This is a genomic window from Streptomyces sp. NPDC034085, from assembly GCF_055575555.1.
On the sequence record NZ_JBVISL010000017.1, the window covers coordinates 1 to 23,346 of the forward strand.

Sequence of the window (23,346 nt, forward strand, 5' to 3'; positions counted from 1 at the left end):
TTCAGTTCCTTCTCGATCAGGCCTTCCTGGAGGCCGACCAGGGCGGTCGCGTGGGTGAGGTTCGGGAAGTACCCGATCCGGACCTCGGAGGCCGAGAGCTTCGGGCCGCCGTCGGCGGCGGCGTTGGCCGGCTTGTCATCTCCGTTGGCGGGCTTGTCGGCCTGGGACCCGTAGCCGCAGGAGGCGAGGGCGCCGATCAGCAGCGGCAGGGCGGCGGCGGCCAGCAGGGTCTTACGGGTGGAACCGGTGGCAGGCACGGGAGGGCTTCCTCTCGACGCGCCGTGGGATTACGGCGCAGGTCTTCGTCTGGTGAGCGAGGGCGGGTACGGCTCGTGGGGGGTGAGGGCGCGCATGCGGTGCGCGTACGTCATCGCGCACATCGCGCCACCCCTCCCTGGCCGCTGCCGAGGGCGCCGCTGCCCACGCGGCCGCCCTCCTTCGCGAAGGTGGAGTAGATGTCGCCGAGCATGATCTAGAAGTCCCACCCTTCGTCATCCGCCTGGACGGTGGTCTCGGCCTTGGAGGCGAAGGACTCGCCCGCCATGCCGGCCGCCAGGGTGGTGCCGTCGGCCGGGTCGATCAGCAGGAAGGACCCGGTGCGGCGCGAGTCGGCGTACGCGTCGAGCGCGAGCGGCTCGGCGGTGCGCACGACGACGAGGCCGATGTCGTTGGCCACCAGCTGCCCGGGGTTCGGGTGCTGGGACAGGTCGTCCAGCGTCAGCCGGGAGGGGATCTCCTTGACGATCGCCTTCACCGTGCGGGTGGTGTGCTTGAGCAGCACCCGCGCACCCACGGCCAGCGGCTGGTCGGCCACGTGGCAGACCGTCGCGACGACGTCCTGCGTGGTGGCCGGGGCGCTCGCGGCCGGCGCGATCAGGTCGCCGCGCGAGATGTCGATGTCGTCCTTGAGCCGCAGGGTCACCGACTGCGGCGCCCAGGCGATGTCCACGGACTCACCGAGGGCGTCGATGCCCTCGATGACCGAGGTGCGGCCGGACGGCAGGACGGTGACGGCTTCGCCGACGCGCAGGACGCCGGAGGCGATCTGGCCGGCGTAGCCGCGGTAGTCGGGGTGCTCGGCGCTCTGCGGGCGGATCACGTACTGCACCGGGAAACGCGCCGGGCAGGCGGTGAGGTCGTGGCTGACCGGAACGGTCTCCAGGTGCTCCAGCACCGTCGGACCGCCGTACCAGTCCATGTTGGCCGAGGGCTCCACGACGTTGTCGCCGGCCAGGGCCGAGATCGGGATCGCGGTGATCTCCGGGACGCCCAGGTCGGAGGCGTAGGCGGTGAACTCCTCGGCGATCTTCGCGAACACCGGCTCCTGGTAGCCGACGAGGTCCATCTTGTTGACGGCGAGGACGACGTGGGGGACGCGCAGGAGGGCGGCGACGGCGGCGTGGCGGCGGGTCTGCTCGATGACGCCGTTGCGGGCGTCGACGAGGACCACGGCCAGGTCGGCGGTGGAGGCGCCGGTGACCATGTTCCGGGTGTACTGCACGTGCCCGGGGGTGTCCGCGAGGATGAACCGGCGCCGCGCGGTCGCGAAGTAGCGGTAGGCGACGTCGATGGTGATGCCCTGCTCGCGCTCGGCGCGCAGGCCGTCGGTGAGGAGGGCGAGGTCGGGGGCCTCCTGGCCGCGGTCGGCGGAGACCCGCTCCACGGCCTCCATCTGGTCGGTCAGGACCGACTTGGAGTCGTGCAGCAGGCGGCCCACCAGGGTGGACTTGCCGTCGTCCACGGAACCCGCGGTGGCGAAGCGCAGCAGCGTGGTGGTGCTGAGCTGCTCGGTGGTGGTCGTCATGTCTAGAAGTACCCTTCGCGCTTGCGGTCTTCCATCGCGGCCTCGGACAGCTTGTCGTCGGCGCGGGTCGCGCCCCGCTCGGTGAGGCGGGAGACGGCGATCTCGGCGATCACGTCATCGAGCGTGGTGGCGTCGGAGTCGACGGCGCCGGTGCAGGACATGTCGCCGACGGTGCGGTAGCGGACCAGCCGCTTCTGCACCGGCTCGGTGTCCTTCGGGCCGCCCCACTCGCCGGCCGTCAGCCACATGCCATTGCGCTGGAAGACCTCCCGCTCGTGGGCGAAGTAGATCTCGGGCAGTTCGATGCCCTCGCGGGCGATGTACTGCCACACGTCCAGCTCGGTCCAGTTGGAGAGCGGGAAGACGCGCACGTGCTCGCCGGGGGCGTGGCGGCCGTTGTAGAGCTGCCACAGCTCGGGGCGCTGGCGGCGGGGGTCCCACTGGGAGAACTCGTCACGCAGGGAGAACACGCGCTCCTTGGCGCGGGCCTTCTCCTCGTCGCGGCGGCCGCCGCCGAAGACGGCGTCGAACCTGCGGCTCTGGATCGCCTCGGTCAGCGGGACGGTCTGGAGCGGGTTGCGGACACCGTCGGGACGCTCACGGAGCTTGCCGGCGTCGATGTACTCCTGGACGGAGGCCACGTGCAGGCGCAGGCCGTGCTCCTCGACGGTGCGGTCGCGGTAGGCGAGGACCTCGGGGAAGTTGTGGCCGGTGTCGACGTGCAGCAGCGTGAACGGCACCGGGGCGGGGGCGAACGCCTTCAGCGCCAGGTGCAGCATGACGATGGAGTCCTTGCCGCCGGAGAACAGGATCACCGGCTTCTCGAACTCGCCCGCCACCTCGCGGAAGATGTGCACCGCCTCGGATTCGAGGGCGTCGAGGTGCGACAGCGCGTAGGGCGCGTCGGAGCCCGAGTCGGTGTGCAGGTGCGCGGCGGTGGTCATGCCAGACCCCTCTCGGTGAGCAGCGCGTGCAGGGCCGAGGCCGACTCCTGCACGGTCTGGGTGTGCGACTCGATACGGAGGTCCGGGGATTCCGGTGCCTCGTACGGGTCGTCGACGCCGGTCAGACCGGAGATCTCGCCCGCGGCCTGCTTGGCGTACAGGCCCTTGACGTCCCGCTCGGAGCACACCTCGACCGGAGTGGCCACATGCACCTCCAGGTAGTGCGACCCGGTGGCCGCGTGCCGCTCGCGGACCGCCTCACGGCTGTCCGCGAACGGCGCGATCACCGGCACCAGCGCCTTGACGCCGTTGCTCGCCAGCAGCTCGGCGACGAAGCCGATCCGCTGCACGTTCGTGTGCCGGTCCTCACGGCTGAAACCCAGGCCGGCGGAGAGGAACTCGCGGATCTCGTCCCCGTCGAGGACCTCCACCCGGTGGCCCTCGCCGCGCAGCCGCTCGGCCAGCGCGTACGCGATGGTGGTCTTGCCCGCGCTCGGCAGCCCGGTCAGCCACACCGTGGCGCCCTGGTCGCTCACGCTCATCTGCTTCGTCTCCGTACGTTCTTCGCTCGTCGTCATCAGCCGTGCAGTCCGCACTCGGTCTTGCCCCGCCCCGCCCACCGGCCGGCCCGGGCGTCCTCGCCCTCCGCCACCCGCCGGGTGCACGGAGCGCAGCCCACCGAGGCGTAGCCGTCCATCAGCAGCGGGTTGGTGAGCACACCGTGCTCCGCGACGTAGGCGTCCACGTCGTCCTGGCTCCAGCGGGCGATCGGCGAGACCTTCACCTTCCGCCGCCTCTCGTCCCAGCCGACCACCGGCGTGTTCGCCCGCGTCGGGGACTCGTCACGGCGCAGCCCCGTCGCCCACGCGTCGTACGCGGTCAACCCCTCTTCCAGCGGCTTGACCTTCCGCAGCGCGCAGCACAGGTCCGGATCCCGGTCGTGCAGCCCCGGGCCGTACTCCGCGTCCTGCTCGGCCACCGTCTGCCGGGGGGTGAGGGTGATGACGTTGACGTCCATCACGGCCTCGACCGCGTCACGGGTGCCGATCGTCTCCTCGAAGTGGTAGCCCGTGTCGAGGAACACCACGTCCACACCGGGGAAGGCGCGGGACGCCAGGTGGGCGACGACCGCGTCCTCCATGGAGGAGGTCACGCAGAACCTCTTGCCGAACGTCTCGGCCGCCCAGGTGAGGATCTCCAGCGCGGAGGCGTCCTCCAGGTCCCGGCCCGCCTGCTCGGCCAGCGCCTTGAGACTCACGTCTTGAGTGGTGGTCATATCTCGTCCCCTCCAGCGGTGTTCGACTGAACGCCCCGGGCCAGCAGCCCGAGGTACTTCAGCTGGAAGGCTCGGTTGCAGGCCCTGCATTCCCAGGCGCCGTGACCCGTCTCGTGGGGAAACAGGTCCTCGTCGCCGCAGTACGGGCAGTAGAACGGTGCGGCGCGCTCGCTCACGAGAGGTCCTCGTCCTTCGCACGGCCGACCCAGGCGGCGAAGCGCTCGCCGTCCTCGCGCTGCTCCTCGAAGCGCGTGACGACCCGCTCGACGTAGTCGGGCAGACCGGCCGAGGTGACCTTGAGGCCGCGGACCTTGCGGCCGAAGCCGGCCTCCAGGCCGAGGGCGCCGCCCAGGTGGACCTGGTAGCCCTCCACCTGGTTGCCGTCGTCGTCCAGGACCAGCTGGCCCTTGAGACCGATGTCCGCCACCTGGATACGGGCGCACGCGTTCGGGCAGCCGTTGATGTTGATGGTGAGCGGCTCGGCGAAGTCCGGCAGGCGGCGCTCCAGCTCCTCGATCAGCGAGGCGCCGCGCGCCTTCGTCTCGACGATGGCCAGCTTGCAGAACTCGATGCCGGTGCAGGCCATCGTGCCGCGGCGGAACGGCGACGGCTTGACCCGCAGGTCCAGCGCCTCCAGCGCCTCGACGACGGAGTCGACCTGATCGGCCTCGATGTCGAGGACGATCATCTTCTGCTCGGCGGTCGTGCGCAGCCGGCCGGAGCCGTGCTGCTCGGCGACGTCCGCGATCTTGGTCAGCGTGGCGCCGTCCACGCGGCCGACGCGGGGCGCGAAGCCGACGTAGAACCTGCCGTCCTGCTGCTGGTGGACGCCGACGTGGTCGCGCCACTGGCCGCTGGGCTGCTCGGGCGCGGGGCCGTCGGTCAGCTTGCGGTTGAGGTACTCGTCCTCCAGCACCTGACGGAACTTGGCCGCGCCCCAGTCGGCGACGAGGAACTTCAGGCGGGCGCGGGTGCGCAGCCGGCGGTAGCCGTAGTCGCGGAAGACCGAGATGACGCCCTCGTAGACGTCGGGGACCTCGTCCAGGGAGACCCAGGTGCCCAGGCGGACGCCCAGCTTCGGGTTGGTGGAGAGGCCGCCGCCGACCCAGACGTCGAAGCCGGGGCCGTGTTCGGGGTGGTTCACGCCGACGAAGGCGACGTCGTTGATCTCGTGCGCCACGTCGAGGAGCGGCGAGCCGGAGACCGCGGACTTGAACTTGCGGGGCAGGTTGGAGAAGTCCGGGTTGCCGACGATGCGGCGGTGGATCTCCTCGATGGCGGGGGTGCCGTCGATGATCTCGTCCCGGGCGATGCCCGCGACGGGCGAACCGAGGATGACGCGGGGCGTGTCACCGCAGGCCTCGGTGGTCGAGAGGCCGACGGCCTCCAGGCGCCGCCAGATCTCCGGGACGTCCTCGATCCGGATCCAGTGGTACTGCACGTTCTGGCGGTCGGTGAGGTCGGCGGTGCCGCGCGCGAACTCCTCGCTGATCTCGCCGATGACGCGCAGCTGCTCGGTGGTCAGCCGGCCGCCGTCGATGCGCACGCGCAGCATGAAGTACTTGTCGTCCAGCTCCTCCGGCTCCAGGATCGCGGTCTTGCCGCCGTCGATCCCGGGCTTGCGCTGGGTGTAGAGGCCCCACCAGCGCATGCGGCCGCGCAGGTCGTTGGGGTCGATCGAGTCGAAGCCCGTCTTGGAGTAGATCGTCTCAATGCGCGTCCGCACGTTGAGACCGTCGTCGTCCTTCTTGAACTGCTCGTTGCCGTTGAGGGGCGTGTGGTGTCCGACGGCCCACTGGCCCTCGCCGCGGTGACGGCCGGTCTTGCGGCGCGCTGCGGCTGCTGGGGCGGCTGCGGGCGTTTCAGGGGTGGCGGCCATGGCTGGGTACGTCCTTCTTCAACGGCTCGAGGTGGAGGCAGGGGGGAGCGGCGGCGCGCCCCTGTCACACTGGAGTCTCTGAGCAGGTGTGGCCGACGGCCGCCCGTGTGTCGGGGTTGCCGACAGGCAGGGGGCGGCGTTCGGCCTCAGGGGGCTTGCGGGTGATCGACGCGTCCGCGGCGGCGGGGACTGCGGCGATGTGCGGCGGTTGCTGGTTCCGTCAGCGCGCCGGACAGATGGCGCTGGACATGCGGCCGAGGTCGACGTGCCGCCGACTCACCAAGGCAATTCCAGCTCCATTCATGGCCGAAGCGTGTCATGTGCCGATTGGAGGAGTCCACTACTGTCCACGATCCGGACGAAGTCGTCCCGGATCGTGGGACCGCGTGACCCGGGTCACGCGGCCCGGGGCGGACGGGCGGGGCCGGGGCGGGAGCTTACGGGCGCTTTCCGGCCCGCACACCCGGCTGCCCGGACCGCCTGGAGCCGCGCTCGGGAACGCCTCCACCGCCTCCGCCGCCGACGGCCGCGCGGCACCTATTCGACCCGGCGCGCCTTGTGCGGGGTGACTCCGAGCTCCGCCGTCGCGGCGAGGCGGGTCCTGCCCGTGGCCCGGCGGGCGCGTGCCAGCGGGCCGTCGCAGAGCTCCTGGAGGACGGCGCCGGGCTCGCTTCCGGGGGCGAGGGTGAGGTCGAGATGGGCCTCCGGGTGGCCTGGGGAGCCGTCCAGCCGCGCCCGGGCCTTCCGGACGCCGGGCTGCCGCCCGGCGTCGGCGGCCAGGGCGTCGCCGAGGGCCTGCTCCCGCAGTTCCACACCGTCCACGGCGGGGTCGTCCCCGACGGAGACGTGGCCGGGGTGCGTGCGGCGCAACTGCGCCACCAGCCACCACAGGGCGAGCAGGAGGACGACGGCCAGGACGGCGATGACCGCCGGCCACCACCACCCTTCGTCCGTCCAGCGGGTGCGGTCGCCGGCTTCCAGCGGGACGTCGCGGGAAGTGGTCAGGGGCCAGCCGTCGGGCGGTGTCACGTGCCACCGCCGGTACAGGTCGAAGCCGCCCGCCAGAACGAGGAGCCCGCAGCCGAGCAGGACGACGCCCGTCAGGGCCAGCAGGACCCGGTTGACCGGGGATTTGCTCTTCATGGGATCCGATTCCTGTCTCTCGGCTCGCCGGATGGCGCCGGCGCCGTCACTTCGGGCGGGCCCGCGTCCGCACGGCGAGCGACGGCGGGCGGGCGAGGGCCAGCCGGTCGATCTCCTCGCGCAGCGCGGCCGTCAGGTCGGCCCTGACGTCGGCCGGGGCGCGGAAACGCGCGTCGGCGCGCACCTTCACGCGTCGCCGGCCCATGCGGATCCTGGCGCCGCTGACACCGGGGACCCGCATGGCCGCGTCCCGCAGCAGCAGGACCGCGGCGTCACGGTCCAGCACCGCCCGCAGCCGCTCGTCGGGGGACCGCAGGGGCAGCCGTCGGCGCAGCCCCGGCGTGAGCGCCAGGACGAGCAGCCACAGGCCGAGGACGGCGAGGACCGCGGCGCCCACCCGCACCCAGACGTCGTCGACGGAACGGGTGGCCAGCTCGTCGGCCAGGCGCACGCGCCAGGCGGAGGCGGGCCGGCCGGTGCGGACCCGCACCACGTCGAAGAGGAGGAACCCGGCCGCGGCGGCGATGACCAGGGCCGTCAGCGCGGCGGGTATCCGGCGCGCCGACCACGGGCGCTTCCCGCGGTGGGTGACGCCGGACCGCGGGCCGTCCGGGGGTGGCGGCCGGGTGGACTGCTCCACCGTGCGGGAGGTGACCTCGTCGGGTGCGGGGACCGGCTCCCTCTCCGTAGGGGGGTCTTCTGCCTGGTTCATGCCGGCTCTCCTTCCCGGAGGCTCTGCCGTCCCGCTCACCGCACACGGCGGGACTCCAGCCCGCCGGAGGGAAGCAGGTGCTCGATGACGAGGGTCACTTCGGTGACGCGCATCCCGGTCAGCAGGGCCACCCGCTCACGGACGTGGTCCCGCACCTGGCGCGAGACCCGGGCGAGGTCCGCCGGGTAGGGCAGGTCCACCGTCAGCGCCAGCCGCGCCGCGCCGCCGCCGACCGCGACGGAGGCCTGCGGAGCGGCCGACCCGGCCCGGGCCGAGGGGCTCGGCGCGGCATACGCGGCCAAGGCCTCCCGCGCCGCGCGGACCGCGATGCGCGCCACCACCTTGTCCGGGATCACCGTGGCGCCGCGCTCGGCCGCCGGTACGGCCGGCCGGTCCGCCGGCGCCGTCCCCGCGGGATCCCCGGGCGGGGCAGGGGCGGCCGGGGTGGTCACCGCCGGTCCTTGGGCCGGACGAAGTCGGAGACCTCCAGGTCACCCTGCAGCATGCGGCCGAGCACCAGGCCGAGCAGGCCCAGGAACGCCACGAGCAGGAACGCCCAGAAACCGCCGAAGAATGCGGCGAAGCCCAGGGCGATGCCGGCGAACATGCCGGAGGTTGCTGCGCTCATGTCACTCACCTGTCTTCTCGTCGTTCTCTCGTGCCGGGCGGCGCGGGGCCGGGGCGAGCCGCGGGGTCACTGCACGCGGCCCTCGCCGTCGTCCTCGTCCTCTTCCTCGTCGGGGAGGTGGACGTCGTCGACGGTGATGTTCACTTCGACGACCTCCAGGCCCGTCATCCGCTCCACGGCCGTGATGACCCCGGTGCGGACGTCGGCGGCGACGTCCAGGATGGGAACGCCGTACTCCGTGACCACGTCGAGGTCGATGGCGGCCTGCACTTCGCCGACCTCGACCTTCACGCCGCGCGACAGGCTGGAACGTCCGCCGACCTTGTCCGACACGGCCCCGAGCGTGCGGGCCATGCCGGAGCCGAGGCTGTGGATGCCCGGCACCTCGCGGGCGGCCATCCCCGCGATCTTCTCGACCACGCTGTCGGAGATGGTGGTCTGGCCCCGCGTCTCCGGCGCCGTCCCCGCGCCGGTGTCGCCCTTCAGGGACCGTCCCGCAGGGCGTCCGGCGGCGGTGGTGCGGCTCGTGGGAGCCCTCGCCTCCTCGGCGGGGTTGACGATGTCCGACATGGGGACCTCCCCAGGGGTGGTGTGTCCGTCGGGGCACCGGTGCGGTGCCCTCACCCGTTGGACACCTCCCCGGGACTTTCCTCACGCGGCCGTCCCGACGGTCACCGCCTACGATCGAAGGGTGCGTACGCGGGCCGCGGCGACCGTCTCCGGAAGAAAGCGAGCGGCGGATGCGCAACCGGACCAGACCCCCGCCCCCGCGCGGCGCCGGACAGCCGTTCCCGGCGGCCCCGCGGCTCCCCGCCCGCCCCCTGACAGGCGGCGGTGGCTCCCCCGATCCCGGGGACCTGGACGACACCGTGCTGGCCGTGCGGGCCGCCGAAGGGGACGAAGACGCCTTCGGCGTCCTGGTCCGCCGGCACAGCAGCCGCCTGTTCGCCCTCGCCCAGCACCTGCTCGGGAACCGGGCCGATGCCGAGGACGCCGTACAGGAGGCCTTCCTCAGCGCCTGGCGGCGGCTGCCGGAATTCCGCCACGGCGCCTCGTTCGGTACCTGGATGTACCGCATCGTCACGAACCGCTGCCTCAACGCCCTGCGCCACCGGCCCCGCCCCCTGCCGCTGGACACCGTCCCCGAACCCGTCGCCGCGGACGCCGACAGCTCACCGCCCCGGGTGGCGGAGTCGGACGCGGCGAGCGCGGCCCTGGCGCGGGCCCTCCTGGAACTGCGCCCCGAGCTGCGCGTGTGCTGGGTCCTGCGGGAACTGCACGGCCTGCACTACAGCGAGATCGCCCACGTGACGGGCAGCAGCGAACAAACGGTACGCGGCAGGCTCTTCCGCGCACGACGCGCTCTGACGGAGGCGATGCGCCCATGGCGCTAGACGACCCGCACCCCCTTTCCCGCCGCGCGCGCGGGGCCGTGGACGCCCCCGCCGCGAAGGCCGCCCCGCCCCGGAGCCCCGGCGACCCCGCCCGGGCGGAACCGCTGCCCTGCGGACGCCCCCTGGGCCGCGCCTGGCAGCAGGCCCGCGACCCGCTCGGCGCGCTGGACCCGCACACCGCCCGCTGCCCCTACTGCCGGGAGGCCGTCGAAGGGCTCGCGGCCCTGGACCGGGCCACCCGGGCGCTGCGGGCCGAGGAACGGCCCCCCGCCCCCGGCCTCGCCGACCGCGTGATCGAAGCGGTCCGTACCGAGGTGCGGCTCGGTGCCGTGCTGCTGCTGGACGACCCCGGCCGCGGCCTGCGCATCGCCGAGAGCGCCGCCGCCAAGGCCCTGCGCCGGGCCGCCGACACCGTCCCCGGGGCCCGCGCCGCCAGCTGCCGCCTCACGCCCCTTCGGGAGGACCGCGCCGCCCACCTCGTCACCCTCACGCTCGCGGTCGCGGTCGACCAGCCGCTGCGGGAGCGGGCCGAGCGGGTGCGCCAGGCCGTCCTCCAGGCGGCCGACCACGTCCTCGGCCTCGCCGTCGCCGCCGTGGACCTCGAGATCGACGCCGTGCTGGACCTTCCCCGCGTGCCGGGGCGCCGGCGGGCCGAACCGAGCCCGCGATGACCGCCGCCCACCGCGAGGAGGTCCACCGCATCGCGGCCCGGGCGGCCCTCGACGTGCCGGGCGTGGCTGCGCTCCAGCCCTCGCTCGCGGAGCGGCTGGCCCTCTCGGCCCCGCGGCCCGCGGCAGCGGCCGCCGCCGCGTGGGCACCGGCGGGGGGCATCCGCGCCGCCCACACCACGGAAGGCGGCTGGCACGTCGAGGTGCGCTGCGTGCTGCGGGCTGACCGGCGGGCGGTCGACATCGCCCGGCAGGTGCGGGAGCGCGTGGGGAGTGCGGTCACCGCGTGGCTGGCCCAGCACGACGCGACCGCGCCGCTCACCGTCCTGGTCACGGTCACCGGCACCGTGTAGCCGCCCCGCCCCCTGCCCGCCCTTCGCCCAGCGGCCCGGGCAGGCTCACGCGCCCGGCCAGGGGCCCGGGGTGGGGGTCTCCTCCTTGGGTTCCGTTTCCGTCTTGAAGACCTTGAAGCCGCGCCGCTGGTAGTTGTCCATCGCCGTCGGCCCGTCCTGGCTGCAGGTGTGCACCCACACCCGGCGCGTCGGCTCGCGGTCCGGCCAGCGGGACGCGAGGTCCCAGGCGCGGGCCGTGCCGAAGGTCAGCAGGTGCCCGCCGATGCGCCGGCCCCGGAAGTCCGGCAGGAGCCCGAAGTACATGATCTCCACCACACCGTCGGGCTGCGGGTCCAGCTCCACGTACCCGGCCGGGGTGCCCCGGTCGTACGCCACCCACGTCTCCACGCCCGGCCGGTCCAGCAGCGCCACCCACTCCGCGCGGGTCAGCGACAGCCGGTCCGTCCAGTGGATGTCCCCGCCCACCGAGGCGTACAGGAAGCGGCTGAACTCGGGCGACGGAACCTCGGCGCGGGCGATGGTGATCTCCGGGCCCGGTACCGCCGCGGGGACGAGGTCCGACGCCGAGGTCATCTCGAGGGACCAGGTGGTGAGGGTGATGGTGCTCATGCCGTTCAGGGAATCACGGCCGCCCCGCCGAGGCCCAGGCGGGCCCGGACCACCGCGGGGGCGGTGGAATGGGGCAGCAGCCGGCCCGGGTCCGCCGGGCGGACCAGCTCGACCTCCACGTCCTCCGCGAAGCGGTACGGCCGGTGCGTCAGCACCCCCGCCAGGTGCCGCCGCACCCGGGACAGCTCGGCGCGGACCGTCACCGTGCGCGTCGGGTCCCCGAACAGCTCGGCGGCCAGCTCCGCCGCCGTCCGCCCGCGCGGGCTCTCCGCCAGCAGGAACAGCAGCTCCGCGTGGCGCGGGCTCAGCTCCTGGGACCAGCTCCCGGCGGCCCCGTACACCGTCGCCGACCAGCACCGGGGCCGGCTCAGGTCCAGCACCACCCGGCTCACCGCCGGGGCGCCGGCGCGCGGCTCGGCCAGCCGCAGCAGCCAGCCCCCGGGCAGCGGCTCAGCAACGCAGTCGCCCAGCTGCGGGACCCACACCGGGCCGGGACCCAGCCCCTTCGGCAGGGCGACCCGGTCGGCGGGGGCCAGCCCCGTCACCGCCGCCGTCCAGCCGAGCGGGTCCACGGCCAGGGCCCGCCCGGGCAGCCGGGCCAGCAGCGGGGCCGCCACCGCCCGCAGCCGCTCCAGGGACTCCAGGTGCCGCACCCGCAGCTCCCGCTCGGCGAGCCGGGCGACGGAGCTCACCCAGGCCAGGGTCGCCGGGTGCATGGTGTCCAGCGGCCCGCTGACGTCGATCACGCCCAGCAGCCGGCCGTCCCGCGGGTCGTGCACGGGCGCCCCGGCGCAGGTCCAGTCGTGGTGGCTGGAGACGAAGTGCTCCGCCGAGAACACCTGGACGGGGCGACGGGCCACCAGGGCGGTGCCCACCCCGTTCGTGCCGACCACGGCCTCGTCCCAGTCGGCCCCCACCGCGAAGCCCAGCCGGTCCGCCTTGCGCAGGATCGACCGGTGCCCCTCCCGCCACAGCAGCCGCCCGTCCGCGTCGGCGACGACCATGATGTGCAGGGCCTCGTCCAGCGCGGGCAGCAGCCCCTCGCGCAGCACCGGGAGGATCTCCCGCAGCGGCGAGACCTGCCGCCGCTCCTCCGTCTCGGCGGCGGACAGCATCCGCGAGCGGGCGTCCCGGTCGGGGTGCACCCCGCCGGCGAGCATCCGCCGCCAGGACGCGGCGATCTCCGGCCGGGGGGCGGCCGGCGGGCGGTCCCCGGCCAGCGCGGCGGCCCGTACCCCCTTGAGCAGGCGCGTCGCCTCCCGCGCGTCCATGGCCGAGATGCGCGCCACGTCGACCGCGCTGCCTGCGGTGTTGGCCACCGGAACCTCCCCGTGCTGAACAGGACGTACTGCGCGACCCGCCCCGCCGCGCGCGCCCCTTCCCCGGGCACGTGCGGCCGGCGGTTTCCGCACCGAAGGAATGCAGGGTTGCAACGGTATGCAACCCTCGCCAACCTCCGGTCACCCGACCGAAACTATCGGCACGCCGCCGAGCGGCGTGACAGCTCCTTCCTCGGGGCTCATGGACCAGGGGTGGTGCCGAGTCGGCGCGGCGCCACCCCGGGTCCCACCTCCACGGGCTCGGATCCGGCGCTGAGCGCTCCGGCGGCCGTAGTGGTTTGGGGACCACCGCGGCCAGGGAGCACGGTGGTTTGGGGACCGCCGTCAGCCCGTGATCCGCGCCCGTGCCACCACCGCGGCCAGGTCCAGGGTGTGCGGCAGCGTCCCGAAGGCCGACCCCCGGTCGCCGCCGAGCCGGGACGCGCAGAACGCGTCCGCCACCTCCGGCGGGGCCCACCGCACCAGCAGCGAGCCCTGCAGGACCAGGGCCATCCGCTCCACCACCCGGCGGGCCCGCGCCTCGATGCCCTCGAGGTCGGCCAGCTCCGTCAGCAGGTCCTTGACCGCCGCGTCCAGCCGGTGGTCGGCGCCCCGGGCCAGCCCGACCTCCTGGAGGAACGCGTTCAGCGCCTGCGGCTCCCGCTGGAGCGCGCGCAGCACGTCCAGGGACTGGACGTTGCCCGAGCCCTCCCAGATGGAGTTCACCGGGGATTCGCGCAGCAGCCTCGGCAGCCCGGACTCCTCGACGTAGCCGTTGCCCCCCAGGCACTCCAGGGCCTCCGCCACCATCGGCGTACACCGCTTGGTCACCCAGTACTTCGCGGCGGGCACCGCCAGGCGCAGGAAGGCCCGCTCCTGCTCGGTCCCGGCGTCGTACGCGGCCGCCAGGCGCAGTGTCAGGGCCGTGGCCGCCTCCGACTCAAGGGCGAGGTCGGCGAGGACGTTGCGCATCAGCGGCTGGTCGATGAGCGGCGCTCCGAAAGCAGAGCGGTGCTCCGCGTGGTGGACGGCCTGCGTCAGGGCCTGCCGCATCAGGGACGCGGAGCCGATCACACAGTCCAGCCGGGTCGCCGCGACCATCTCGATGATGGTCCGCACCCCCCGGCCCTCCTCGCCCACGCGCCGCGCCCACGTCCCGTCGAACTCGATCTCACCCGACGCGTTCGACTTGTTGCCCAGCTTGTCCTTCAGCCGCTGGATCGCGAACGCGTTCCGCGTCCCGTCCGGCAGCACCCTCGGCACCAGGAAGCAGCTCAGCCCTCCGGGCGCCTGCGCCAGTACCAGGAAGCCGTCCGACATCGGCGCCGAACAGAACCACTTGTGCCCCGTCAGCAGGTACTCCCCGGAGGCGTCGAGGGGCACCGCAGCCGTCGTGTTCGCCCGTACGTCGCTGCCCCCCTGCTTCTCCGTCATCCCCATCCCGAAGAGCACCCCGGCCTTCTGCCCGGCCGGCCGCAGCCCCTCCTCGTACACGTGGGAGGTCAGCCGCGGCTCCCACTCCGCGGCCAGCTCCGGATCCGCCCGCAGCGCCGGCACGGCCGCATGCGTCATCGAGACGGGGCAGCCGTGCCCCGACTCGGCCTGCGACCACAGGAAGAAGCCCGCCGCGCGGCGCAGGTGCCCGGCCGGGCGCCCCCAGGCGTCGGTCAGCCCCGAACCCACCGCCTGCCCGAGCAGCCGGTGCCAGGCCGGGTGGAACTCCACCTCGTCGATCCGGTTCCCGTACCGGTCGTGCGTCCGCAGCACCGGCGGATTCTCGTTCGCCTGCCGGCCCCACTCCTGGGCCTGCGCCGAACCGGCCGCACGCCCGATCGCCGTGAGCTCCTCCCGCACCTCCTCCCGCAGTTCGGGGGCCGCGTCGGCCAGATGCCGCTCCACGCCCTCGGTGAGGGCCCGGTCGCCGAGGTACACCTCGTGGCCCGCGAGCGGCGGGGCCTGGTTGCTGACTGTGTGGGTGGTGGCTGCCATGCCGATACCGTAAGGACGTGCAGCCAGCAAAAGAAACACCCGAGGGGATCCCGGAACACCCGGGACGGCTCCACCGGGCCCGCGCCCTCTACCGCAACGTCTCCAAGCGCAAGATGGGCTGGCTGCTCCTCAAGGACACCGTCAACTCGTGCATCGAGTACCGGATCCTCGGGCTCGCGGCCGAGGCGGCCTTCTTCACCCTCCTCTCCCTGCCGCCGCTCTTCCTCGGCCTGCTCGGCCTCCTCGGCTACGTCGACGGCTGGACCAACACCCAGTCCGTGGCCAGCATCGAGGAGAACATCCTGCGCGCGGTCGGCACCGTCCTGTCCGACCGGGGCGTCAACGAGATCGCCAGACCCATGCTCGACGACGTCACCAGCCGGGGCCGCCCCGACCTGATCTCCCTCGGCTTCGCCTTCGCGCTGTGGTCGGGCTCCCGCGCCGTCAACGTCTTCATCGACACCATCACCGTCATGTACGGCCTCGACGGACACCGGGGCATCGTCAAGACCCGGCTGCTCGCCTTCCTCCTCTACGTCATCGCCCTGCTGATCGGCGCGATCGTGCTGCCGCTGATGGTCGTCGGGCCCGACGCCGTCGTCCGCCTGGTGCCCTGGAGCACGGAGGTGATCGCGGTCCTCTACTGGCCGGTGGTCACCCTGCTCTCCATCGCCTTCCTGACCACCCTGTACCACGTCTCCGTCCCCGTCCGCTCCCCGTGGATCGAGGACGTGCCGGGCGCGCTGGTCGCGCTCGCCATGTGGGTGCTCGGCTCGTTCCTGCTGCGGATCTACCTGACCAACACCGTGGAGGGGCCCACCATCTACGGCTCCCTGGCCGCGCCCGTCGCGATCCTGCTGTGGATCGGCATCTCCGCCTTCGCGGTGCTCGTGGGGGCCGCCGTCAACGCCGCCATCGACCGGGTCTGGCCCTCGGTGGCCACGGCGGCCGCGCGCGAGGCCAACGAACGGGTCCGCGAGGCCGAGGCCGCCCGGCTGGTCGCCCGCGCCGCCGCCTGGCGGGCCCTCGCCGAGGGGGAGTCCGAGGACGACGAGGACGCCGGGATGCCGTCGGAGTTCCCCGAGCGCTGGTCGAAGTTCCTGCCGCCCGACGACTACACCTCCCGCCTGCGCAAGCACTGACCGGCGGTGGCGGCCTACGGTGGCGGTGTGTACGAGGAAGCGCCGTCCCGGGCCGTCGCCGGGGCCGTGGTGTGGCGGGCCCGGGGACCCGGCTCGGTGGTGCTGCCCGACGGGTGCATGGACCTGCTGTGGACCGGCGGCCGGCTGCTGGTCGCCGGCCCCGACACCGGCCCGCACCCCGCGGGCGAGGTCCCCGGCCGGGCCTTCGCCGGGCTGCGCCTGGCCCCCGGCACCGCGCCCGCGCTGCTCGGCGTACCGGCCTGTGAACTGCGCGACCGGCGGGTGGAGCTGGCCGCCCTGTGGCCCGGCCCCGAGGTACGCCGCCTCACCGAGCGCACGGCCGCCCACGAGGACCCGTGCGCGGCCCTCGAAGCGCTGGCCCGGGCCCGCCTCGCCGCCGCCGGCCCGCCCGACCCGCTCCCCGCCGAGGTGGCGGCCCGGCTCCGGGCGGGGCAGCCGGTGGCCGCGATCGCCCGGGCCGTCGGCCTCGGGGAACGCCAGCTGCACCGGCGCTCCCTCGACGCCTTCGGGTACGGCCCCCGCACCCTGGGCCGGGTGCTGCGCCTCCAGCGGGCCCTGGCCCTGGCCCGGCGCGGGCTGCCGCAGGCCGAGGTGGCCTGCGCCGCCGGGTACGCCGACCAGGCCCACCTGGCCCGCGAGGTGCGCGCCCTGGCCGGGACCACGATGGGGGCCTACGCGGCCTCGGTGGGGGCGAAGAGCGAGACCCCGCAGCCGTCCGGGTCGAGCACCACCGCGTAGCGCTGGCCCCAGAAGGCGTCCCAGGGCTCCAGGTGCCCCTCGTACCCGGCGCCGGTCAGCTCCGCGTACAGCGCGTCCACCTCGGCGGGGGACCCGCACGCGAAGGCGAGTTCCCGGCGCTGGCCGCCCGTCGGCCGGGTCCAGGAGGGGTCGAAGGAGCGGACGGTCTCCTCCGTGTCCCACGCGACGCGCAACCCTCCCGGCAGGGCGGTCTCGACGTGGGGCCGGTCATCGGCGTCGGCCGGGACGTCCAGGCCGAGCCGGCGGTAGAAGGCGAGCGAGGCGGCCATGTCGGAGACGACCAGGCCGATCATGTCGAGTCGTGGAGTCATGACCGCAGGCTAGGCAGGCGAACAGCCGGCGGTCTTGAACGAAACGGACATGCCGGGGCGGCGCACGGGCCGGGCGAACAATTCGTTGGTGCCGGAGCCGGGAGCGGGTTATCGTTCCGGAAGTCACGCAGCGCGGCGCCGACCGCCTTGCGGGGCAGCCGCGTTGGCACGTCGAGAAGCAGGACCGGAAACAGGAGGTGAGGACATTGATGACTGTCACGGTGACGGGTGTTGCCCGCATTCAGGAGTTCATCATCGTTTCCGCCCCCGTGGTCTCCGGCTGACCTCACACCACTTCGCACCGCCGCCGAGCGGGCGCTGCCGGGGCCACCCGTGAAGGGTTCCCCTTGACTCTCTCTTCTTCACCGTCGCAGTCCTCCCTGTCCTCTTTCGGGTGGGACGAGGCATGGGCCGCCGCATTCGCCCCGTACGCCGCCCAGGGCCTCCTCCCCGGCCGCGTGGTCCGGGTCGACCGCGGCCAGTGCGACGTCATGACCGAGGACGGCGTGGTCCGCGCCGACACCGCGTTCGTCACCCCCCACGACCCGCTCCGGGTCATCTGCACGGGCGACTGGGCCGCCGTCGAGGCGACCGGGAACCCGCGCTACGTGAAGGCGTACCTGCCGCGCCGCACCGCCTTCGTGCGGTCCACCTCCTCGCAGCGCTCCGAGGGGCAGATCCTCGCCGCCAACGTCGACCACGCGATCATCGCGGTCCCGCTCGCCGTCGAGCTCGACCTCGGCCGGATCGAGCGGTTCCTCGCGCTGGCGTGGGAGTCGGGAGCGCAGCCGCTGGTCGTCCTCACCAAGGCCGACCTCGTCCCCGACCCGGCCGCCCTCGCCTACCTGGTCCAGGACGTGGAGACCACCGCGCCGGGCGTGCAGGTGCTCACCGTCTCCTCCCACACCGGGGAGGGCACCGACGTGCTCGCCGCGGTCGTCGCCGACGGTACGAGCGTGCTGCTCGGGACCTCCGGCGTCGGCAAGTCCACGCTGGCGAACGCGCTGCTCGGCGCGGACGTCATGGACGTGCGGGAGATCCGTGAGGTCGACGGCAAGGGCCGCCACACCACCACCACGCGCAACCTGCTCGCCCTGCCGGGCGGGGGCGTCCTGATCGACACCCCGGGGCTGCGCGGCGTGGGCCTCTTCGACGCGGAGGCGGGGGTGGGGCAGGTGTTCTCGGAGATCGAGGAGTACGCCGAGCAGTGCCGCTTCCACGACTGCGCGCACGAGGCGGAGCCGGGGTGCGCGGTGCGGGAGGCGGTGGCGGAGGGCGCGCTGGCGGAGCGGCGCCTGGAGAGCTACCGCAAGCTGCTGCGGGAGAACCAGCGGATCGTGGCGAAGACGGACGCCAGGCTCCGGGCGGAGATCCGGCGGGACTGGCGCATGAAGTCGGCGGTAGGCCGCGCGAACTACGCGGCGAAGCGGGGCGGTCGGGCCTGACCCTTGCCCTGGCCGGGCGGAGGTGGGGTTCGCCTCTGCCCTGGCCGGGCGGGGTGTGGGGTGGGTGTTGCCACCGTTGGGCGGGGTGTGGCTTGCCGGTGTTTCGGTGGGCCGGGGTTGGCCCGTTGGGCGGGTGCTGGGGGCGGGGTGTTGTGGGCCGGGGTCGGGGGCGGGGTGGGGTGTCGTCCGGGACGGGCTTCGATGTTCGGCGCCTGTTCCGGATGTGCCTGACGGGCGGTACCGCGCGCCGAATTCATCTCGTTTTAGTCCCGGACGACACCCCACCCCGCCCCCGCCCCCTCCGTTGAGTGTCCGCGTGACCCTCCGGTGAGTCCCTCGCCCCCGCCTCGCGCGCCTGACTCGCCCTGGCCGGCACAATCCAGCCTCGCCGGCGTTTGAGGCGCGGGGGTCCGGGGGCTGGCCCCCGGGAAACGGTCCGCAGGCGTATGACCGGCGTTGGCAGATGCAGCCTCGCCGGCGTTTGAGGCGCGGGGTCTGGGGCGGAGCCCCAGGTTCTTCAGCCTCGCCGGCGTTTGAGGCGCGGGGGAGGGCGGGGTCAGGGCCCCGTCAGGATCGTGGCGAGCCACGCCGCCGTAACCAACAGGCACGCGAACAGCTCCACCAGCACGCTCGTCCCCACCGCCCGCATCACCCTTCGGGCCGACGCCCACGCCGCCCCGTGCGTGCCCAGGCGGAGGCGCTCGCACAGGTAGATGCCGCCCACGAACCCCGGTACGGCCCCCACCACCGGCAGCAGTACGAAGCCGGCCAGCGCGCCCGTGCCGGCGTACACCGCCATCCGGCGGGGGACCCCCAGGCCGCGCAGCCGTCTCGGCGGCAGCTGCCACTTCACCGCCTGCACCACCAGCAGCAGGGCCGTCGACCCGACGAGGAGCGCCCAGGCGCCCGCGGCCCGCTCGTGCAGGGCCCACCACAGCACGGCCGCCCACACCAGCCAGGCTCCCGGCGCGCCCGGGACCAGCACGCCCAGGATCCCGAGCAGCAGCACCAGCCCCACCAGGAGCAGCTGCGGCAGATCCATGCGCCCAGCGTGACCGACCCCCGGCTATCGGGCCACCCAGCCCCGTTCGTACGCGTGCCAGCCCAGCTGGAGCCGGGTCGTCACGCCGGCCAGCTCCATCAGCCCCTTCACGCGGCGCTGGACCGTGCGCAGGCCCAGCTCCAGGTGTTTGGCCACGCTCGCGTCCGTCATCCCGGCCAGCAGGAGGGAGAGCACCTCCAGGTCGGTGGGGTCGGGTCCGCCGTCGCCCTCCTCCGGGTGGCCCGTCACGCCCAGGCGGAGGGGGAGGGACTCGCGCCACACCGCCTCGAAGAGCCCCCGCAGCGACTCGAGCAGCCCCGACGTGTGTACCACCAGGGCCGCCGGTTCGGCGCCGGGCGCCGTCAGCGGGACCATGGCGAGGGTGCGGTCCGCGATGACCAGCCGGGTGGGGACCGCCGCCGTCACCCGGATCCGTTCGCCGCGCGCGAGCGCGCTGGAGGCCTCGCGGATCCCGGCGGGCAGGGCGAGCACCTCCCGCTCGATGACCACCCGGTGGTCGACGCCGCGTACGGCGACCCGTTCCCCGGCGTCGTGCCCGGGCCGCCCGGTGAGCAGCGTGCAGACCTCCTCGGACGCACCCAGCCGGAGCTGGTGGAAGCGGTGCGCCACGGCGCCGGCGCCCGTCACCACCTCCACCAGGTCGTGCACCGCCGGTTCGGCCGCCTCCGCCCGGTACTCCTGTGTCAGCAGCGCGGCCGCCAGCTCGGCCTGCTCCAGCTCGTGCCGCTGCCGGCTCAGCAGGGCCGCGAGGGCGACTCCCGGCGGCGCCGCCACCCAGCGGCCCGGGCCCGCCGGGGAACGGGCCGCGAGCCCGTGGCGTTCCAGGTGCCGCAGGGTACGTTCCGTCTGCGGCACCGGCAGCGCCAGCCGGTGTGCCAGGTCGGGCACCTCCGCCGCCCCCAGTGCCACCAGCGCGCGGTACGCCGATTCCTGACCCTCGTCCAGGCCTATCGCTCCCAGCAACCCGTCCACCCCACTCCCAGAGCCGTGCCCGGCGGGAAGCGGCCACGGCGCGAACCCGCCGCGGTCATCTTCGCCGCATTCCCCGCCCCTGCGCCAAGGCGACGCCGGTATGGGTCGTTTACCGGCCGGATGGCCGGTTTCATACGGGGAGGGCGGTGCGTCCCGCCGTGCGCGGACAGGGAGTCCGGCGGCCGTTGCGGGCAACTCCGGTCGGGTCCCCGTGCGATGTCCGGCCGTCCGTACGGAAGAGGTGCGCGGGGATCCCCGGGCGGGGGACCGGGGGGCCCTTTTCGTGCATTCGGGGTTTTCCGTCGCCCGGTCGCGCCCAGAATGGGGGCATGAGTCAGCAGGGCGCGGAGGACTGGTGGCAGAAGCTGTACGGAGACCCGGACGCGGGGCCCGGCGCTGACCCGGGGGACACCCTGGACCAGCGGTTCCGCTCGGCGTCGGTCCTGGTGACCGGCCCGGCTCCGGCCGGGCCGCCGCTGCCGGCCCCCCGCCGGGAGCCTCCGGCGGCGTCGGAGGAGCCCGATCCCGGGGCGGGCGCACCCCTGGCCGGGCCGCCCCCTCCGCAGGCGCCGCCGCCCACCCCGCCACCGGGATTCCGCCCGGCGGTGGCGACCGGGAGGCCGCCCGAGCCGCCGGCGCCCGTGCCGCCCCCGCAGGGGCCGCCGGTGCCGCCCGCGGCGCCGCTGGTGCCCGCGCAGCGGTCGGGGGCCGGGGCGCCGGGCGGGGTGGCGCGTCCGGCGGATCCCCGGGTGTCCGGGGAGACCGGGTACGCCCAGGGGGACGTAGCCGTGCCGCCCGCGCCCGCGCCCGGACACGAGCCGGACCCTGCCCCGCCGCGCGCGGGCGAGCGGCCCGCGGTACGGCACCTCGGCGACCGGGCCCCCACGTACGCCGCCGAGCCTGGGGCGCTGCCCGCCGCCGACCCGGCCGCGCTCGACTTCCTGACCCCCGACACCGTCCTGGAGGGGGCCCGCTACGCCACGTACACCCTGCGCGCCGCCTCCCTGCGCGGGGACTCGGCCCGCTTCCGGGGCGAGGCCCGGCGGGACTTCCTGCTCACCGCCCGCTTCGGCAGCGGTGACGAGGCCCTGGTGCTGGTGGTGCTGGCCGGCGGTGACCGGGCCGCCCCCGGCGCCCGCGAGGCCGCCGCCGAGCTGGGCCACCTGGTCGCGGCGGCCGTCGGGCGCAGCCGGGAGCGGCTGGCCGAGGACGTCCGGGCGGGCCGGCGCGAGGCCCTGCTGTCGGGGCTCCAGCGGCTCACCGACCGGGGCTACGGGCGGCTGCGGGCCCGCGCCGCCGAGCTCGGGCTCGCCGAGGAGGCCTATACGGCCGGGCTGCGCGGGCTCCTGCTGCCCCTGGACCCGCGGTGCCCCCACCGGATCTGCTTCGGCGCGGGCGCGGGCGGGGTCTTCCGGCTCCGCGGGGGCCGCTGGCAGGACCTGGAGGAAGACACCGGGCCGGCCGCCGGCTTCCGGTTCCGGGCCTCCGTGGCCCGGCCGGGTGACACCCTGCTGCTGTGCTCCGGCGGCCTGGCGGACCCGATGCGGGAGGAGAGCCTGCTCCCGGCCGAGCTGGCCTCCCGCTGGTCGCAGGGGGACCCGCCGGGCCTGGCGGCCTTCCTCGCCGACACCCAGCTCCGCCTCAAGGGGTACGCCGACGACCGGACGGCGGCCGCGGTCTGGGAGGCGTGACCGCGAGGCTCGCGTCCGTACCCGGTCGGGTCTCCGAACTCCCGCACAGCGGTGGGGTGTTCACGCACGCTGCGGGCATGTGCAACCTCTGGACGGCGCGCTATCGTTCCCCGAACGGCACATGGCGCGCACCTGAACGGCCTGCGCCGTCAAGGGGCGTGACGTCGCGAAGCGGCGGTTTCCGGCTGCCGAGGGGAGATTGCCTCACCCTGGTGCAGTACGGCCCGCCCGTCAAAGTGGGCCTCTTCTCCCACTCCCCGGGGGAAACGGCCGGGCGGGGAGTGCCGGTTTCCGGCCTCGCTCCGTGCGGAACGACGAACCGCGGCCCCGGCGTGACCGCCCTCGCCCGTGCGGCGGGCGCCCGGGGGGTGTGCGGCGAAGGACCACTGCAGTTCACCGGGTGGTGCGGCACGAGGGGCCTGCTCGGGCGGGCGGGGTGACCGGTCCCGGCGCGCCGGCGCTTCCATCGGAGGCCGGCGCCGGAGCGGTGACCGGATTCGCACCGTCCGACCGCCGCACAGGGCTGGACGCGGAACGGGCGGCGGACCCGGGATGGCTCGATTCGTTCTCCGCCGCCCGCCGGGCCCCGGGGCCCGAAGGAGTGCGGACTGTCGCCGGGGGCATGCATTCCGTAGACCTGTTCGAGACCACGGGCAGCGCAATACGGGGAGGTATGTCGCCGTGCGGGTGGGGGCGAAGACCGGGAAGACATGGAGGGCCGAGCGGCCGGTGGCGCGGGAGCCGTCGGCGGCCGGGGAGCACGACCCGGCCGGGATGGCGCGCAGTGTGCGCCGGGCGGATCTGAAGGCGGTGGGCGAGGTCCGCCGGGCCCTGCGGGAACTGCTGCGCCACCGCTGCCGGGGCGAGACGGCCGACGTGGCCGAGCTGCTGGTGACGGAGGTGGTGACCAACGCCCTGGTCCACACCGAGCAGGGCGCCGAGGTGTCCGCGACCGTCCGGGCCGGCCGGCTCCGGGTCGAGGTCCGCGACCACGCCGCACGCCTGCCCCGGCCGCACGTACCGTCCGCCGACGACGGTACGCACGGACGGGGGCTGGTCCTGGTGCAGGCGCTCGCCGACGCCTGGGGCGTGGACGCCCTCACGAGGGGGCGCGGCAAGGTGGTCTGGTTCGAGCTGGGAGCGGCCGGTCCGGCCTGAGCGCGCGGCGGCGGGGCGCCCGAGGGGCAACCCCCCGCCACGCGCGCGGTCCTGTCCGACCAACCG

General features: G+C 74.6%; 26 protein-coding genes and 1 pseudogene. 8 read left to right on the top strand and 19 right to left on the bottom strand.

Going from position 1 to position 23,346, the window contains the following annotated elements; translation table 11 throughout:
* The 13 genes and pseudogenes from ACZ501_RS33680 to ACZ501_RS33740 all read right to left on the bottom strand — a co-directional run.
* Positions 1–257 (bottom strand): annotated as a pseudogene (locus ACZ501_RS33680) (sulfate ABC transporter substrate-binding protein); the annotation flags it as partial.
* Between the two features lie 215 nt (positions 258–472).
* Entirely contained in the window at positions 473–1,804 is a 1,332-nt protein-coding gene (locus ACZ501_RS33685) for a sulfate adenylyltransferase subunit 1 (RefSeq protein ID WP_468800391.1), read from the bottom strand.
* A gap of 2 nt (positions 1,805–1,806) precedes the next feature.
* The gene (cysD, locus tag ACZ501_RS33690) at positions 1,807–2,748 is read right to left on the bottom strand and encodes a sulfate adenylyltransferase subunit CysD (protein ID WP_468800393.1); all 942 of its coding nucleotides are present in this window, start codon (positions 2,746–2,748) and stop codon (positions 1,807–1,809) included.
* Entirely contained in the window at positions 2,745–3,290 is a 546-nt protein-coding gene (cysC, locus tag ACZ501_RS33695; RefSeq protein ID WP_468800499.1) for an adenylyl-sulfate kinase, read from the bottom strand. The genes cysD and cysC overlap by 4 nt, the downstream gene beginning before the upstream one ends.
* A gap of 35 nt (positions 3,291–3,325) precedes the next feature.
* Positions 3,326–4,024 carry a phosphoadenylyl-sulfate reductase gene (locus ACZ501_RS33700; RefSeq protein ID WP_468800395.1) on the bottom strand — a complete coding sequence of 233 codons (699 nt, stop codon included), beginning with the start codon at positions 4,022–4,024 and terminating at the stop codon, positions 3,326–3,328.
* Positions 4,021–4,200: a hypothetical protein gene (locus tag ACZ501_RS33705; protein WP_125815005.1), complete on the bottom strand. Its 180-nt coding sequence runs from the start codon at positions 4,198–4,200 to the stop codon at positions 4,021–4,023. The genes ACZ501_RS33700 and ACZ501_RS33705 overlap by 4 nt, the downstream gene beginning before the upstream one ends.
* Positions 4,197–5,903, bottom strand: a complete 1,707-nt coding sequence (locus ACZ501_RS33710; RefSeq protein ID WP_468800397.1) for a nitrite/sulfite reductase — start codon at positions 5,901–5,903, stop codon at positions 4,197–4,199. The genes ACZ501_RS33705 and ACZ501_RS33710 overlap by 4 nt, the downstream gene beginning before the upstream one ends.
* Positions 5,904–6,123: 220 nt before the next feature.
* A complete protein-coding gene (locus ACZ501_RS33715; RefSeq protein WP_312847410.1) occupies positions 6,124–6,207 on the bottom strand; it encodes a putative leader peptide in 84 nt (27 codons plus the stop codon).
* 233 nt (positions 6,208–6,440) lie between these two features.
* A complete protein-coding gene (locus tag ACZ501_RS33720; RefSeq protein ID WP_468800399.1) occupies positions 6,441–7,046 on the bottom strand; it encodes an alkaline shock response membrane anchor protein AmaP in 606 nt (201 codons plus the stop codon).
* A 46-nt stretch (positions 7,047–7,092) separates the two neighbouring features.
* Positions 7,093–7,758, bottom strand: coding sequence for a DUF6286 domain-containing protein (locus tag ACZ501_RS33725; RefSeq protein WP_468800401.1), 666 nt, complete (start codon positions 7,756–7,758; stop codon positions 7,093–7,095).
* A 35-nt stretch (positions 7,759–7,793) separates the two neighbouring features.
* The gene (locus ACZ501_RS33730; RefSeq protein ID WP_468800403.1) at positions 7,794–8,210 is read right to left on the bottom strand and encodes an Asp23/Gls24 family envelope stress response protein; all 417 of its coding nucleotides are present in this window, start codon (positions 8,208–8,210) and stop codon (positions 7,794–7,796) included.
* A complete protein-coding gene (locus tag ACZ501_RS33735) occupies positions 8,207–8,386 on the bottom strand; it encodes a hypothetical protein (RefSeq protein WP_361609237.1) in 180 nt (59 codons plus the stop codon). Before ACZ501_RS33735 ends, ACZ501_RS33730 begins: the two co-directional genes overlap by 4 nt.
* Positions 8,387–8,452: 66 nt before the next feature.
* Entirely contained in the window at positions 8,453–8,956 is a 504-nt protein-coding gene (locus tag ACZ501_RS33740; protein WP_468800405.1) for an Asp23/Gls24 family envelope stress response protein, read from the bottom strand.
* A 170-nt stretch (positions 8,957–9,126) separates the two neighbouring features.
* On the opposite strand from ACZ501_RS33740, the gene ACZ501_RS33745 reads away from it, so the two are divergent.
* From ACZ501_RS33745 to ACZ501_RS33755, 3 genes are read left to right on the top strand one after another with little or no spacing between them, the layout of a single operon-like run.
* Complete coding sequence (locus ACZ501_RS33745) at positions 9,127–9,780, top strand: RNA polymerase sigma factor (protein ID WP_361609241.1); 654 nt, start codon at positions 9,127–9,129, stop codon at positions 9,778–9,780.
* Positions 9,771–10,451, top strand: coding sequence for a hypothetical protein (locus ACZ501_RS33750; RefSeq protein WP_468800407.1), 681 nt, complete (start codon positions 9,771–9,773; stop codon positions 10,449–10,451). The genes ACZ501_RS33745 and ACZ501_RS33750 overlap by 10 nt, the downstream gene beginning before the upstream one ends.
* Positions 10,448–10,801: an Asp23/Gls24 family envelope stress response protein gene (locus tag ACZ501_RS33755; RefSeq protein WP_468800409.1), complete on the top strand. Its 354-nt coding sequence runs from the start codon at positions 10,448–10,450 to the stop codon at positions 10,799–10,801. Before ACZ501_RS33750 ends, ACZ501_RS33755 begins: the two co-directional genes overlap by 4 nt.
* A 45-nt stretch (positions 10,802–10,846) precedes the next feature.
* On the opposite strand, the gene ACZ501_RS33760 is transcribed toward ACZ501_RS33755, so the two are convergent.
* From ACZ501_RS33760 to ACZ501_RS33770, 3 genes are all read right to left on the bottom strand, one after another.
* Positions 10,847–11,410, bottom strand: coding sequence for a GNAT family N-acetyltransferase (locus ACZ501_RS33760; protein ID WP_361609247.1), 564 nt, complete (start codon positions 11,408–11,410; stop codon positions 10,847–10,849).
* 5 nt (positions 11,411–11,415) lie between these two features.
* Positions 11,416–12,681, bottom strand: a complete 1,266-nt coding sequence (locus ACZ501_RS33765; protein ID WP_361609259.1) for a GAF domain-containing protein — start codon at positions 12,679–12,681, stop codon at positions 11,416–11,418.
* Between the two features lie 393 nt (positions 12,682–13,074).
* Complete coding sequence (locus tag ACZ501_RS33770; RefSeq protein ID WP_468800411.1) at positions 13,075–14,718, bottom strand: isovaleryl-CoA dehydrogenase; 1,644 nt, start codon at positions 14,716–14,718, stop codon at positions 13,075–13,077.
* Positions 14,719–14,735: 17 nt separating this feature from the next.
* On the opposite strand from ACZ501_RS33770, the gene ACZ501_RS33775 reads away from it, so the two are divergent.
* Positions 14,736–15,860 carry a YihY/virulence factor BrkB family protein gene (locus tag ACZ501_RS33775; RefSeq protein ID WP_361609251.1) on the top strand — a complete coding sequence of 375 codons (1,125 nt, stop codon included), beginning with the start codon at positions 14,736–14,738 and terminating at the stop codon, positions 15,858–15,860.
* 27 nt (positions 15,861–15,887) lie between these two features.
* Positions 15,888–16,619 (top strand): helix-turn-helix transcriptional regulator, encoded by a 732-nt coding sequence (locus tag ACZ501_RS33780; RefSeq protein WP_468800413.1) that lies wholly within the window; start codon positions 15,888–15,890, stop codon positions 16,617–16,619.
* On the opposite strand, the gene ACZ501_RS33785 is transcribed toward ACZ501_RS33780, so the two are convergent.
* Positions 16,553–16,951 carry a VOC family protein gene (locus tag ACZ501_RS33785; RefSeq protein WP_361609255.1) on the bottom strand — a complete coding sequence of 133 codons (399 nt, stop codon included), beginning with the start codon at positions 16,949–16,951 and terminating at the stop codon, positions 16,553–16,555. The two genes, ACZ501_RS33780 and ACZ501_RS33785, sit on opposite strands and share 67 nt — an antisense overlap.
* A 347-nt stretch (positions 16,952–17,298) precedes the next feature.
* Between ACZ501_RS33785 and rsgA the strand changes: the two genes are divergently transcribed.
* Positions 17,299–18,396, top strand: coding sequence for a ribosome small subunit-dependent GTPase A (rsgA, locus tag ACZ501_RS33790; protein ID WP_468800415.1), 1,098 nt, complete (start codon positions 17,299–17,301; stop codon positions 18,394–18,396).
* A gap of 556 nt (positions 18,397–18,952) precedes the next feature.
* Here rsgA and ACZ501_RS33795 read toward each other — a convergent pair.
* Both ACZ501_RS33795 and ACZ501_RS33800 read right to left on the bottom strand, forming a co-directional pair.
* Complete coding sequence (locus ACZ501_RS33795) at positions 18,953–19,438, bottom strand: DUF456 domain-containing protein (RefSeq protein ID WP_361610945.1); 486 nt, start codon at positions 19,436–19,438, stop codon at positions 18,953–18,955.
* A gap of 24 nt (positions 19,439–19,462) precedes the next feature.
* Complete coding sequence (locus tag ACZ501_RS33800) at positions 19,463–20,422, bottom strand: helix-turn-helix domain-containing protein (RefSeq protein WP_468800417.1); 960 nt, start codon at positions 20,420–20,422, stop codon at positions 19,463–19,465.
* 338 nt (positions 20,423–20,760) lie between these two features.
* Between ACZ501_RS33800 and ACZ501_RS33805 the strand changes: the two genes are divergently transcribed.
* Positions 20,761–22,122: a protein phosphatase 2C domain-containing protein gene (locus ACZ501_RS33805; protein WP_361610942.1), complete on the top strand. Its 1,362-nt coding sequence runs from the start codon at positions 20,761–20,763 to the stop codon at positions 22,120–22,122.
* 729 nt (positions 22,123–22,851) lie between these two features.
* Complete coding sequence (locus ACZ501_RS33810; protein WP_468800420.1) at positions 22,852–23,280, top strand: ATP-binding protein; 429 nt, start codon at positions 22,852–22,854, stop codon at positions 23,278–23,280.
* Positions 23,281–23,346 lie beyond the last annotated feature (66 nt).